The 12216-nt window shown below is 45.6% G+C and carries 20 protein-coding genes; 3 read left to right on the top strand and 17 right to left on the bottom strand.

Annotation, left to right across the window (positions count from 1 at the left end; all coding sequences use genetic code 11):
• Positions 1–10: 10 nt before the first annotated feature.
• From G3M65_RS06000 to G3M65_RS05930, 15 genes are all read right to left on the bottom strand, one after another.
• Positions 11–739 (bottom strand): 4Fe-4S dicluster domain-containing protein, encoded by a 729-nt coding sequence (locus G3M65_RS06000; RefSeq protein WP_173833678.1) that lies wholly within the window; start codon positions 737–739, stop codon positions 11–13.
• Between the two features lie 134 nt (positions 740–873).
• On the bottom strand, positions 874–1290 hold the full coding sequence (locus G3M65_RS05995) for a DsrE family protein (protein ID WP_173833677.1): 417 nt from the start codon (positions 1288–1290) through the stop codon (positions 874–876).
• An 11-nt stretch (positions 1291–1301) separates the two neighbouring features.
• Positions 1302–1835, bottom strand: coding sequence for a DsrE/DsrF/DrsH-like family protein (locus tag G3M65_RS05990; RefSeq protein WP_173833676.1), 534 nt, complete (start codon positions 1833–1835; stop codon positions 1302–1304).
• A gap of 12 nt (positions 1836–1847) precedes the next feature.
• A complete protein-coding gene (locus G3M65_RS05985; protein WP_173833675.1) occupies positions 1848–2084 on the bottom strand; it encodes a sulfurtransferase TusA family protein in 237 nt (78 codons plus the stop codon).
• Between the two features lie 98 nt (positions 2085–2182).
• Positions 2183–2476 carry a P-II family nitrogen regulator gene (locus G3M65_RS05980; RefSeq protein ID WP_173833674.1) on the bottom strand — a complete coding sequence of 98 codons (294 nt, stop codon included), beginning with the start codon at positions 2474–2476 and terminating at the stop codon, positions 2183–2185.
• A 4-nt stretch (positions 2477–2480) separates the two neighbouring features.
• Positions 2481–3452, bottom strand: coding sequence for a sodium-dependent bicarbonate transport family permease (locus G3M65_RS05975; RefSeq protein WP_173833673.1), 972 nt, complete (start codon positions 3450–3452; stop codon positions 2481–2483).
• Between the two features lie 16 nt (positions 3453–3468).
• Positions 3469–4347 carry a CobW family GTP-binding protein gene (locus G3M65_RS05970; protein WP_173833672.1) on the bottom strand — a complete coding sequence of 293 codons (879 nt, stop codon included), beginning with the start codon at positions 4345–4347 and terminating at the stop codon, positions 3469–3471.
• 1 nt (position 4348) lies between these two features.
• Complete coding sequence (locus G3M65_RS05965; protein WP_173833671.1) at positions 4349–4645, bottom strand: hypothetical protein; 297 nt, start codon at positions 4643–4645, stop codon at positions 4349–4351.
• 11 nt (positions 4646–4656) lie between these two features.
• The gene (locus tag G3M65_RS05960) at positions 4657–4881 is read right to left on the bottom strand and encodes a ferredoxin oxidoreductase (RefSeq protein ID WP_173833670.1); all 225 of its coding nucleotides are present in this window, start codon (positions 4879–4881) and stop codon (positions 4657–4659) included.
• Between the two features lie 27 nt (positions 4882–4908).
• Entirely contained in the window at positions 4909–5592 is a 684-nt protein-coding gene (locus G3M65_RS05955) for a 2-oxoacid:ferredoxin oxidoreductase subunit gamma family protein (RefSeq protein WP_173833669.1), read from the bottom strand.
• The gene (locus G3M65_RS05950; RefSeq protein WP_173833668.1) at positions 5589–6455 is read right to left on the bottom strand and encodes a thiamine pyrophosphate-dependent enzyme; all 867 of its coding nucleotides are present in this window, start codon (positions 6453–6455) and stop codon (positions 5589–5591) included. The genes G3M65_RS05955 and G3M65_RS05950 overlap by 4 nt, the downstream gene beginning before the upstream one ends.
• Before the next feature lie 22 nt (positions 6456–6477).
• Positions 6478–7647, bottom strand: a complete 1170-nt coding sequence (locus G3M65_RS05945) for a transketolase C-terminal domain-containing protein (protein WP_173833667.1) — start codon at positions 7645–7647, stop codon at positions 6478–6480.
• A gap of 16 nt (positions 7648–7663) precedes the next feature.
• Positions 7664–8377 (bottom strand): carbon monoxide dehydrogenase beta subunit family protein, encoded by a 714-nt coding sequence (locus G3M65_RS05940; protein WP_254426242.1) that lies wholly within the window; start codon positions 8375–8377, stop codon positions 7664–7666.
• Positions 8378–8457: 80 nt separating this feature from the next.
• A complete protein-coding gene (locus tag G3M65_RS05935) occupies positions 8458–8673 on the bottom strand; it encodes a hypothetical protein (RefSeq protein ID WP_173833666.1) in 216 nt (71 codons plus the stop codon).
• Position 8674: 1 nt separating this feature from the next.
• Positions 8675–9538 carry a class I tRNA ligase family protein gene (locus G3M65_RS05930; protein ID WP_173833665.1) on the bottom strand — a complete coding sequence of 288 codons (864 nt, stop codon included), beginning with the start codon at positions 9536–9538 and terminating at the stop codon, positions 8675–8677.
• Positions 9539–9603: 65 nt separating this feature from the next.
• On the opposite strand from G3M65_RS05930, the gene G3M65_RS05925 reads away from it, so the two are divergent.
• Genes G3M65_RS05925 through G3M65_RS05915 form a run of 3 tightly spaced genes read left to right on the top strand, consistent with a single transcriptional unit; the run spans position 9604 to position 11169 of the window.
• Positions 9604–9933 carry a thioredoxin family protein gene (locus tag G3M65_RS05925; RefSeq protein WP_173833664.1) on the top strand — a complete coding sequence of 110 codons (330 nt, stop codon included), beginning with the start codon at positions 9604–9606 and terminating at the stop codon, positions 9931–9933.
• Positions 9930–10433, top strand: coding sequence for an HIT family protein (locus G3M65_RS05920; RefSeq protein WP_173833663.1), 504 nt, complete (start codon positions 9930–9932; stop codon positions 10431–10433). The genes G3M65_RS05925 and G3M65_RS05920 overlap by 4 nt, the downstream gene beginning before the upstream one ends.
• Positions 10423–11169 (top strand): ABC transporter ATP-binding protein, encoded by a 747-nt coding sequence (locus G3M65_RS05915; RefSeq protein ID WP_173833662.1) that lies wholly within the window; start codon positions 10423–10425, stop codon positions 11167–11169. The genes G3M65_RS05920 and G3M65_RS05915 overlap by 11 nt, the downstream gene beginning before the upstream one ends.
• Here G3M65_RS05915 and G3M65_RS05910 read toward each other — a convergent pair.
• Complete coding sequence (locus tag G3M65_RS05910; protein WP_173833661.1) at positions 11162–11425, bottom strand: hypothetical protein; 264 nt, start codon at positions 11423–11425, stop codon at positions 11162–11164. The two genes, G3M65_RS05915 and G3M65_RS05910, sit on opposite strands and share 8 nt — an antisense overlap.
• A 14-nt stretch (positions 11426–11439) precedes the next feature.
• Positions 11440–12204: an SAM hydrolase/SAM-dependent halogenase family protein gene (locus G3M65_RS05905; protein WP_173833660.1), complete on the bottom strand. Its 765-nt coding sequence runs from the start codon at positions 12202–12204 to the stop codon at positions 11440–11442.
• Positions 12205–12216: the final 12 nt, after the last annotated feature.

Raw genomic sequence — 12216 nt, 5'->3', positions numbered from 1 at the left:
TCTTGTTAGCTTACTCTTCCTCTTCATAAAGCTCCGCATACCTCTCTTCGTTTTCCTCTACTATGTCCATGATGACGTTGTAGAGGTTTGGGTCAAGCTTTTCAAGCATCTCAAAGATGCCTGTCTCTCTCCATATGGTATACATCTCTATTGCGGTCTCCAAAGACACTTCCCATGCGGTCTTGACAGACTTGCCCACGTCAAAGGGTATGGCAAGCCTCTTTGCCCTCAGGTTTTCCATATTGTCCGCCATCTTGGGACCCCAGTCTGGGAAGAAGTCTGGCTGAAGCATGTCCGCAGAGAGCTGGTTTCCTGTGGTCATAACCTTGAGAAGAACCCTTCCGTAGGGTTTTAGAAGGTCCTTTGTGGCTTCAAAGGCATTACGCACCGCCACCTCTCTCATTATAGCAACAAGACCACCGGGGTTATTCACAAAGGGACATCTTATCCAACAGGTAAAGCACTGAGAGCATGCCCATATGTATTCATGCATCATGTCATATAGCACTTCCACGTCCTCTTCCAAGAACCTTTGAACTATCTCCCTTGGAGAGTAGTCAAAAAACCTATTGGAAGGGCAGGATGCGGTGCAAACACCGCAGTTAAGACAGCCAAAGATGTATTCCTTAAAACGAAAGTCTGACTTTACCTCCTCCACTATACGAACCTTTTCCTCCCAAGGCACTGCCTTGGTTTTCTCCGATATGGGGAGGTTATATCCATAAATATGTCCATCCATGGTAAACCTCCTTAGGGTTTCTACTTTCTATAAAGGTATTATACAAATGATAAAAGTCAATTAAATTTTGCTTATGTATATATAAGGATAAACTTATGAGTGCATACTCAAAAAAGGGGGAGGTGGAAAAAGCCTTAAAGGGTAAGAACCGCATACTCGCCACTCATAAGTTTGTCAAGGAAGGCAGCACCACCTATTATGCCGTCGCAGAGCTCAGGGTTCACATCTTCCTTTTTGTATATCTCTGTTAGGTCAAGAGAAGGCACACAGAGGTATATCTTCACACCCGCATCCTTTGCCATCTTTATAAAGTCGTATATGGTCTGCTCCACTCCCGGTCTGACTTTTACCTTTTTGGCGTTGTCTCTCATAAGTAGAAAGCCTGCCTCTGAAGTTATAACCATTTCCACCTCGTAATCCATGGTGGTGGCTGCGGTAGCGAGGAAGAAAGGAGCACCAGCCTGTGGGTTAATTAGCTCGCCAGTTGTCGGCTCCGCCCTTTCAAAGAAGGGCACTGTTAGAATGTAGAAAAGCACCTTCTCGTATGCCATATCTATCCTCCTTAGACGAAGATTATCATAGGCTTGTCCGCTTCAAGCACATAATTCATAAAGGTGGCAGCGCCGGCTGGAGGTTCAAGACCATCTATGAGGTCTTCGTATTTGTAGCCAAAGAGTTCCATGGTCATCTGGCATGGTATGAGCTTCACCTCTGCCTCTTTACACGCTTCTATAAGCTCAGGTATGTCCGCCACTCCATGCTCCTTTATGGTCTTTTTCATCATAAAACTCATAAGGTCTGTCATGCCAGGGATTATACCCATTATCTGTGGAGGTCCTGGGAATATGGAAGATATTGCGTTTGTTACTGGGTTCTGCATGGAGGGAGGGAAAGCCATGGGCATGGCAGGGTTTCCTATGGGGGCTATTTTTAACTCGTGCATTTTCTTTTTATGGATAATATTAAGCCCGTAAAAGGTAAAGAAGATGGCAGTTTCTATACCAAGAGATGCGGCGGTTGAGGCTAATATTAAAGGCGGGTACGCCATATCAAGCGTACCCTTTGTGGCTATTATAGCAAGCCTTTCTGTAGCCATTTTTATCCCTCCTTATTTCTTCTTGAGGTAGAAGATTATCTTTCCTCCCTCTTCTACCGTTTCAAGGAGCTGATGCCCTGTCCTGTTGCAAAAGGCTGGTATGTCCGCCTTTGCACCGGGGTCTGTGGTTATTACCTCAAGAATCTGCCCAGATTGAAGCTCCTCAATAGCCTTCTTTGTTTTAAGAACAGGAAGAGGACAGTTAAGCCCAGAAGCATCAAGGGTCTTGTCTGGTGTTATAGTTGCCATCTCAAACACCTCCTGTGTAAGATTATCCTCATATTATAAGTTCTGTATCTGACCTGTGCCATTAGTAATTATGATAAAGATTATAAGTTTTCCTTATATCAGTGTGTGAGCCATAGCACGTCTGATATGAGGCATACCCCGCCCACCTTTTTAAGAAGTGGTCTAAGGCTTTCAGCTATTTTCTGAGCTATTTCTTCTGAGCACACGGTAAACACATAGCTATTTTTAAATACATCCGTTAGCTCATCACCCGCCATAATACCCCTTTCCCCCTTTCCAAGGGCATCCCTTATGACCGTGTAGCCAGAGACTCCAGTTTTTTCTAACACTTCCAACACCCTGCTCAGGTATATGCTGTCAATGACCACTTCCACCTTTTTCATAGGTTTCATGCTCTCACCCCCATAGGTGGTTTATTAGAAAGTAGTATAACGGTATGCCTACCGCTATATTGAAGGGAAAGGTAATGGCAAGGGACATGGTCACGTAAAGGCTTGGGTTTGCCTCGGGCACGGAGAGCCTCATAGCTGCAGGAACTGCGATATAAGAAGCACTGGCACATAGTATAGAAAACATAAAGGCATCTCCCTTAACAAAGCCAAAGCTTTTTGCTAAGAATATACCCACCAAGGCGTTAAACACGGGTAGAAAAACCCCAAAGGCTATAAGAAACAAGCCAACCTTTTTTATATCCCCTATTCTACGACCAGCCACTATACCCATATCAAGCAGGAAAAAGGCAAGCATACCTTTAAAGAGCACACCAAAAAGCGGGTCCATGGCTTTCCAACCCTTTTCCCCTGTCAGAAAACCTATTAGGAGCGTTCCCATGAGGATATAAACGGAAGGGTTTAGAAAAGCCTCTCTAAGCACTTCACCCCAGTTTACCGCAGAGTTGTTGTTTCTTTTGGCAAAGAGCATCAGTAGCACAAGCCCTATAACTATAGCCGGAGACTCCATAAGGGTCATAGCAGCTACCATATAGCCACCATAGCTCTCCCCAAGGCTGTTTAGAAAAGAGCCTGCAGTTATGAAGGTCACCGCACTTATGGAGCCGTAAGTAGCAGCTATGGCGACCGCATTGTAGACATCCAGCTTGAGCCTAAGTATAAAAAAGGCATAAATGGGCACAGCAACCGCCATGAACATAGCAAGGAGTAAGACTTTAAGCACATCAAGGGTTATACCACTCTTTGAAAGCTCATAGCCACCATGAAGACCTATAGCTATAAGAAGATATAGGGAAAAGAGCTTCGGAAGAGGCTGTGGCACCTCAAGCTCTGTCCTTAGAAGCACCGCACCAAGCCCAAGAAAAAACATTAGCACAGGTGGATTGAGTATGTTCTGCAAAAGCAGTTCAAGACCCATAAGATACCTCCGAAGGTCAGTTTCCTATTAAGACAAGGAAGGAGGGTCCGTCGTAGCCGCTGACCTCTACAGGGTTATCTATGTATCCAAAGGAGTAGTTTATGGCAACAGGAAAGGGATAGTGTTTGAGCCTCACTATTCCCTTAGCCCTTATTATATTATCAGGCAGGTTTCTCAATCTTCTCTCAAGCTCTTCATAATCCAAAGGCTCAAGCAGGCTTACCACTTTGTGCTTGTGGGTGTGTGCGTGGTCTATTGCTATACTCTTAAGCTCAGGAATGGTATAGGCGCCAGAGAAGACCTCTGCTGGAAGCCTACCGTAGCTGGTTCTATAGACCCTGAGCTTGGTGTAGAAGGCTTCGCCTGTGAAGGAGTTAACCGGTCTGTAGAGGTTCCAGATTTCTCTTACCTCTCTATCTATTTCAGAAACCCTTTCCTCTGCTACCAAATCGGTCTTATTTAGAACCACTATGTTTGATCCACCTATCTGATATCTTGCGGTGCTGTCTTCCTTGTACCTCTCAAAGTTGGCACAGTCCACAAGGCATAGGACCCCATCCACAGAACAGCCAAGCGACTGAAGGCTAAGGATCACAGGGAAAGGTACCGCACCGCCAGAGGTCTCTACAAGAAGCACCTCGGGCTCATATTTAACCCTTATTTCCTCAATTGCTTTTTCAAACTCTGCATGCAGGGAACAGCATATACATCCTTCCGGAAGTTCAAGCACCTCAGAATAGGCATTTCTGAGAACCTTGCCGTCCACGCCCACCTCGCCAAGCTCGTTGACTATAATCGCTACCCTTTTGTTAGAAAAGTGCTCTCTCGCAGAGTTGAGCAACAGGGTAGTCTTACCGCCTCCGAGAAAGCCTGTTATCACGAAGGCAGGAAGCATTTCACTCTCCGCCGTACTCCACAGAGTCTATCTCTTCCATAAACTGCTGTATCTGAAAAGTAACAAGACCAGCAAGGTCTTTTATATCCTTTTCCCAATACATGGGCTCTATATCTATCTCCTTTTCATAAACATCGTGCCCCTCCACCACATACTTTACCCTTAGGTATGGATAGCTCCTTATTTCACAAGCTTGGTCCACCTCGTTGGGAAAGCATAACTCAATATCAAGGTCTGGGTTAGCCATACTCTTCTTGACCTCTTCCGCCAGTAAGTTAAACTTTTCCTCCAAGTTCATGCTCTACCTCCTTAATCTCCAGCGGTCACCATTACCATCTCTATGCAGTTTCTCTTTAAAAGGTCAGAGCATACATAAACACATATGGCACAGCCCTTACACCTTGAGTAGTTTACCCACGCCACATGCTTGGAGTCGTGATACATGAGGGTGTTTGGCTCTGGACAGAAGAGCACACACTGCTTACAGTTATACTTAGCACAATCCGCTTCCTTTACATCCGCCACATAGTACATACCTGCCTTGCCTCCTTATAGATTAATTTAACCCGTAAGAGCTTCTTCTTCCACCCAGCCCCTTTCCTCCGCTATCTTGAAGGCTTCTCTTATAACCTGCATATTTTTCTCAAGAAGCTCCATCTTCTTTTTGAACTTCTTCTCTATAGCACTGTCAAGGGCTGTTGTTCCACCAGAAGCTACGAAGGTATTTCCAAGAAATCTCTCTCTTACAGCCTGCTCTATGTGTTCAAAGCCTACAATACGGGTTATACCAAAGAAAAGACCTATCATTGCCATGTTTGTGGCAAGCTCAGTTCCAGCAATGTCAAGGGCTATCTTTGTAGCTGGGAACATGTAGACCCTTGTGTTGAGTTCTTTGAGAATATTCCAGTCCTCTTCTGGAATTATGTCCACGTCCGTGTTTATTATCACAAGACCGTTTTCTTTCAGACCTGAGTAGAAGGGCATGGTGTAGGACTTTCCATGAGTTATGACCTGAGGGTGATAAATCATTATCACGTTTGGATATACCACCTCACCCACTTCGTATATGGGTTGGTCGGAGACCCTAACGTAGGCTTCAACGGGTGCCATCCTCTTTTCTGAACCAAAGAAGGGGACAAGAGTTGCATATTTACCTGCGGCAGACATGGCATTACCAAGGATGTGGGCGGAGGTAACCACCCCCTGCCCACCAACACCAGCTATGCGTATGTTATACCTTTTCATGCCTTTACCTCCTCTGGCTTCCTTTCTATCTCTTCAAAGAATTCCTTTACCTCATCGGTCATCCACTCATAGAAACCAAAGTCTTGCTTTTCTCTCTTTCTGGCATCCTCGAGAACCTTTTCTGTGGGTATGGAGTATTCTATGTTACAAGAGGTGTAGGCATGTATAAAGGTGGGTCCAAAGTGCCTTGCGGCAAGTATTGCCCTGCGGACGGTTTTTGCTATTCTCTTGGGATTGGTGGGTGCCAGCTTTGCTACGTATACACAGCCTGCGGTCTTTGCAAGCTCCACCGCGTTTATTTTGTCAAACTGCTTGCCCTTGGGAGCCATCTTTAGTTGAACACCCTTTGGAGACATACCACTCTCTTGACCACCAGTGTTTCCATAAACTTCATTGTCCACCATGATGGTGGTGAACTTCTCTCTTCTGAACCAAGAGTGCATGGTCATTCCAAAGCCTATGTCTATAAGACCACCATCTCCTGCTATAACCACCACATCCTTTACCTTATCGGGAAACCTTATGCTGAGAGCTCTCTTTAGACCGGAAGCAACTGCGTTAGTGTCTCCATAGTTTCCGTATATGAAGGGAACGGCTGCTTGAGAGAGGGCAAGTCTTGCACAACCTGCGGTGCCTATAACAATGGTGTCTTCTGGCTTTGGAAGAGCTGCGTAGAATATCCTTATGAAATATGCCATAAAGCATCCTGCACACATGGGGTGCTCTTCCACAAGCTCCTTGAACTGTCCAAGCTGTTGCACATCTACCTCTCTACCAAACTGCCCATATTGGACCAGGTCTACATAGTCCTTGGGCATATATTTTTCAAAGCCTGGTGATATTCTGACGTATTCCAAACCCATATCTATACCTCCTTAAGTTTTTTTATACAACAACTTTCTTTGCTTTCTTTATGCCAAAGGCATCGTATACCTTTTCCATGATAAGCTCTACCGGTAGCGTCATACCGCCGTAGACTCTTGGACCGCCTATAACTATGTCGTTGTTAGGTATGACCGCCTTTACCTCTTTTGCAAGCCATCCCACTATGTTGTGCTCAGGCACTATAACCGCCTTAGCCTTTGAAAGAACTTGTCTTATCTCCTTTTCTGGGAAGGGTCTTATGGACTTGACCTTTACAAGCCCTACATTTAGACCCTCAAGCTGGGCGTAACGCACCGCCTCTCTTCCCTGTGCTGCGGCACATCCAGAGGCAACTATAAAGACTTCTGCGTCTGGGTTTACCACTTCTATAGGACCACCAAGGTATTTGTAGATGTATTTCATTGCCCTTATGTTAGAAGCCCAAACTTCTTGTTGCCATACCGCGTGTATAAGGTAGCTCATAAAGTTAGATTTTTGAACTGGTGCATCCCTCTGTATCCTTGCAGGGGGTATTTCGCAGTCTGTGGGTGGCACGGGTGCTTTGTAGGGGTCTCTTGGTGGCAGTTTCATGTCTTCTGGAGTCATGTGGACATAGCCCTTGGCGTGTGTTACAAAAAAGCCCTCGGTGCAAACCGCTATGGGTATATAAACGTCCACCTTCTCAGATATAACAAAGCTGGCAAGCGTAAAGTCAAAAACATCTTGCTGGTTTTCTGCATGCAATACCACCACTCCAGAGTGAAGCAGGTAAGCTATCTCCACATTGTCAGGCTGTATGGAAAGGGGTGCGTTCACAACCCTTGTGAGAACCCCAAGAACCGCAGGTATTCTATGCCCTGGCCAAGAGGCTATGGCTTCCAAACCCCTAAGGAGACCTGGTCCAGAAGTAGCGGAAAAAGCTCTTGCACCACCTCTGACCGCTCCAGCTATAGCGGACATAGCACCGTATTCCTCTTCCGCCCTGTAGTAGTCCTTGAGATAGCCCTGAGCCCATAGGTCACCCACAAGGTGCATAACCTCAGATTGGGGTGTTATAGGGTATGCTATTGCTATGTCCACGTTGGCACGCTTGACAGCCTCCGCCATAGCTTGGGCACCGGTGATAAACTTTCTCTCCCTCGGTGCCTCTAAAAGAAGGTAATCCGCATCTACAACTCTTTGCTCTGGCATGACACTACCTCCGTTTTTATTCGCTTTCGGTCACGTGTTCTCCCCTTCTGGGGATTAAAAGATAAGAATACTCTCCATAGTCCAAAACAGAAAGGGTCTGATACTCTTCTTTTGGAAGGGATGGGTTCTCTGGTGGAAGTTTTGGCTCCCACTTTATACCAAGCTCTTCTCTTACCTGAACAAGCACATCCTTGAAACGTCTTATTTCTTCCGCATGCTGGTCTCTTAGGGAGACCATAGCATCCTCGTGGCCCATTTCTGCACAAAGGGCTATAGTAAAGCAGTTGGTTCCAGCCCTTATCATTCTAAGAGATAGGTTCGCATAGTGGCAATGCACACCTACAAAGATACAGGCTTCTATCTTATTGTGAAGTATGGTTAGGTTGGGGTGGTTTGGATTTATCTCTGCTTCTGGGTCTATTTTGGGATACTTGGGCCTGTAGTCGGGCATGGGTATTATCCTACAATTGGGTATTTCCATGGCAAGTTCAAGAACAGCCTTTGCCTTTTCCATTGCTCCTGCGTTCCATCCCCAAAGAACCAGCGGTCCTGGGAATATGGTAGGGTTTCTTCTGGTAAGCATGGCTTTTGCAGCCTCTCTCATTGCGGTCTCTTCGTCCACTATCTTCCCATAAAGCAATGCTTTTCCTGGTGGAGGAAGTTCAACACCTTCAAAGGCTGCTGGGGTTGGTATATAACCAGCGGGTCCTGGCAAAACTTCCATCGGCATGCCTTAACCTCCTTATGAATGGGTTATCAAAAAATTAGCATGAGCTTAAAGGCTGTCAAGGGGAATTTGTATGATAAAAATCATGTCTTTTTCTTCCCTTTCTTATCCTCGCTCTTCTTTTCTTCCTCCTCCAGCTCTCTTATCCTTCTATCTCTTAGCTCTTCGTATCTCGGACCCACCTTTCTGTATACCCTATCCGCTATGAAGACTATTATCAAAAGGAGTGGTAGTCCTACAAGAACCATCAAAAGCAGGAGCTTTCCTAAAAACAGAAGCAGGTTTATCAAGTTTTCCATCCTACACCACCAGATTGAGGAGTTTGTTCCTTATGTATATAACCTTTTTTACCTGCTTGCCATCCAGCCATTGGCTCACCTTTGGGTCTTTGAGAGCCATTTCCTTCACAAGCTCCTCTTCCGCATCCACCGGAACCCTTAAGAGGGTCCTGAGTTTTCCGTTCACCTGCACTGGGATTTCTACCTCCTCAAGGGCAAGGGCTTTCTCATCGGGTTCTGGGAAGGGATAGAAGACCATAAGCCTCTCATGTCCCAGTTTGTGCCAAAGCTCTTCGCATATGTGAGGAGTTATGGGATAGAGCATGAAGAGAAGGGTTTCAAGAGATTCCCTTAGCACCTTGTAGTCCACTTCTTGGGATGGCTGGAAGTCCTGAAGGGCATTCAGAAGCTCCATTATGCTGGCTATTGCTGTGTTAAAAGAGAGGTCTTCCATGCTGGAGAGGTATTTTTTGAGGGTTTGATGGGTTTTGTGTCTTATCTCCTTTTGTTTTCCCGCAAGGGATGTAAAGTCCTCTCCGCTATACTTTACCAACCTTAGGCTTTCCAAATGCTGATGGAAAAGGCTCCATAGCCTTCTGAGAAACCTGTAGGCTCCCTGCACACCTTCTTCCGTCCACTCAAAGTCCTTTTCCACAGGTCCGGCAAAGAGTATGTAGAGCCTTACCGTGTCCGCTCCGTATTTCCTTATGGCTTCCTCTGGGTCAACGGTATTGCCCTTTGACTTGGACATCTTGGCGGGCTCCCCAATCTCCTGCTCCTTTGCCCTTATGTATTCTTCCCCGCTAAGCTTTAGGGTATCCAGTAGAAGGCGAAAGTTGTCACCCACGGATATGTTCCTTTCCTTAAGAAAGTCTGTGAGCCTCATAGGAAATAATATTAGCACTTAGAAAAGGCGGATTGCTCTATAATAAAACCTGTCAGGAGGTTAACATGTTTGAGGGCTTTGAGGAGTTGACAGACAAAGACTTTTACGAAAAGGCAATGGCGGGGGAAAAGCCTGCGGTGGTGCTACTTACCATGCCAGACAATCCCAAAAACCAAACCTTTTACGAGAGGCTTATAAGGTTTCAAAGGCTTTATGGGGATAAGATAAACTTTTACTGGATGGATGTGAGCAAGCACACGAGTGCAGAAGACCTTGGTGTCTTTGACTTTCCCACGGTATTATATTTCAGGGATACTATGGAGTTGGAAAGGCATGACTACATCCCCGAGGAGGAGGAAGTAGAAAGGGCAATAAGGAGGCTTTTGAGACTATGAAGCTCCTTTGGGCACCTTGGAGAAGCCAATATGTGGAAAAGGTGGACGAGCAAGAGGGATGCTTTCTTTGTGAAGCGGTATCTCAACCAGAGGAGAAGCTCAGAGACTACCTTGTTCTGCACCGTGGTAAAAGGGCTTTTGTAATATTTAACAAGTTTCCCTACAACCCTGGACATCTAATGGTGGCACCCATAGACCACATAGGGGATTATCTGCTTCTTGACCAAGAGACCGCTCTTGAGATGCACCAGCTTACTAGGGTGAGTATACAGCTCATAAGGGAAGTGATGAAATCCCACGGCATAAACGTAGGCTACAACCTTGGCAGGGCTGCGGGTGCTGGATTGGAAAGCCACATACACCTCCATCTAGTCCCAAGATGGTTTGGAGACACCAACTTTATGCAAACCCTTGCGGATACTAAGGTTATATCTCAAGACCTTTATGAGCTGTATGATAGGATGAAACCAGTATTCAAAAGGCTACTCAATGCTTCTTGAGGTAAGGAACCTAAACCTATACTATAGCGATAAGCATGTCCTGAGGAACATAAGTTTTGACCTAAAAGAGGGAGAGGTGCTTTGCATAGTAGGTGAGTCGGGTTCTGGGAAGACTTCCATTCTTTACTCCATAATCGGACTATTGCCAGAAAATGCCAAACTTGAAGGGTCTATAAGGTTCAAAGAGCAAGAATTAGTCAGTCTTTCAGAAAAGGAATACAGAAACATAAGAGGAAGGCATATATCCATAGTTTTCCAGGAACCCTCCGTATATCTTGACCCTCTTTATAGAGTAGGCACTCAAGTAGAAGAAGCCTATATGGCACACTTTGGGAAAGAGGATGCAAAGGAAAAGGCTCTCCAGGCACTCCAAAAGGCAGGCATTAAGGAAGTAGATAGGATATACAACAGCTATCCCCATCATCTTTCTGGTGGCTTAAAGCAGAGAGTCTGCATTGCCATAGCCACAGTGTGCAACCCACAGCTTGTGCTTGCGGATGAGCCCACCACTGCCTTAGATGTTTCGATTCAGAGTAGGATACTTAAACTCTTCAGAGCTATGAAGGAGGAGAACAGAAGCGTTATTCTTGTTACTCATGACTTTGGCGTTGTGGCGGAGGTGGCAGATAGGGTTATAGTTTTAAAAGATGGCATGATGGTAGAGGAAGGAGATGTGTGGAGTATCTTTGACAACCCAAAACACTCCTACACTCAAGAATTACTGAGGGCTATTTAGAGGAAAGGAACTTCTCAAGACCTTGCAGTATTCTCTCTGGAGAGACCTCATAGGCGTTTTTCTGCATTTGAGACCTTATGCTTTCCACCTTTTTGCTAATGTCTTCGTAGTTTACAACCCCGCCCTTCTGAAGCCTCTGGGATAGTTCAACACTAACGCCCTGACTTTCTTCCTTCTCCTGAACTTGCCTTCTCTTCCTTTCCTCTAGCTCCGCTATATACCCAATTATCCTCTGTATGTCTACCCTATCAATCATGAGTATATTATCGGTTATGTGAGTAGTTTTTTCAAGATCACCCCCTCTCCGAGCCTGACCCCAAGCCTTTCTTTGAGGTTTTCCATTGGCAGGAATACCTCCATAAGACCAAAACTGCCACACACAAAGGCAGGCTTGCACCTTTCTGCCTCAAGGAAGTAGGAAACAACCCTTAGCTTTTCTCCTCTGAAATATCCTTCCGCATATCTGCCACAGGGTACGTTGGTTATACCGTTGCCAAAGTGATCAAAGTAAACTATTTTTCCTACCACTGCGTCCCCTCTATCCTCTGGGTCTTCCCAGGATAGTTTAAACTGATAGTCTATCGGACTTCCCACCTCCTGAGGCTCTAAACCTCTGCTTAGCCACCCAGCCACTGGTGCAAACACGTCTCTGCCATGAAAGGTCTGGTTTATCCTTGGAAGTGTAAATTTTTCTATCCTATAAGCTTTCGGGGTTTCTTCTATATTTCTGAGGGCAAGGTCAAAAAGTCCATTGTAAGGTCCCACAAATGTGTAGCCTCCACATGAAACCACCACGGGAAGCCTTTCTGAACCAACCCCCGGATCCACAACGCATAGAAATATGGTACCCTTAGGAAAGTATGAGAAATGAGCTCTTAGAAGCAGTGCTCCATGAAGTATATTAAAGGGTTCTACTTCATGGCTTATGTCAACGACCTGAACCTCAGGATTAATGCTAAGTATTACACCCTTCATAGCACCCACAAAGCCATCCCTCAGCCCAAAGTCAGTAAGCATTGCCACAAAACCCTTCATGGTCTATTATGT

The sequence above is a fragment of the Hydrogenobacter sp. T-8 genome (assembly GCF_011006175.1).
In the GTDB taxonomy this organism is placed as follows: domain Bacteria; phylum Aquificota; class Aquificia; order Aquificales; family Aquificaceae; genus Pampinifervens; species Pampinifervens florentissimum.
Note: the sequence above shows the minus strand (reverse complement) of the source record. Positions and strands in the feature narration are given on the sequence as shown.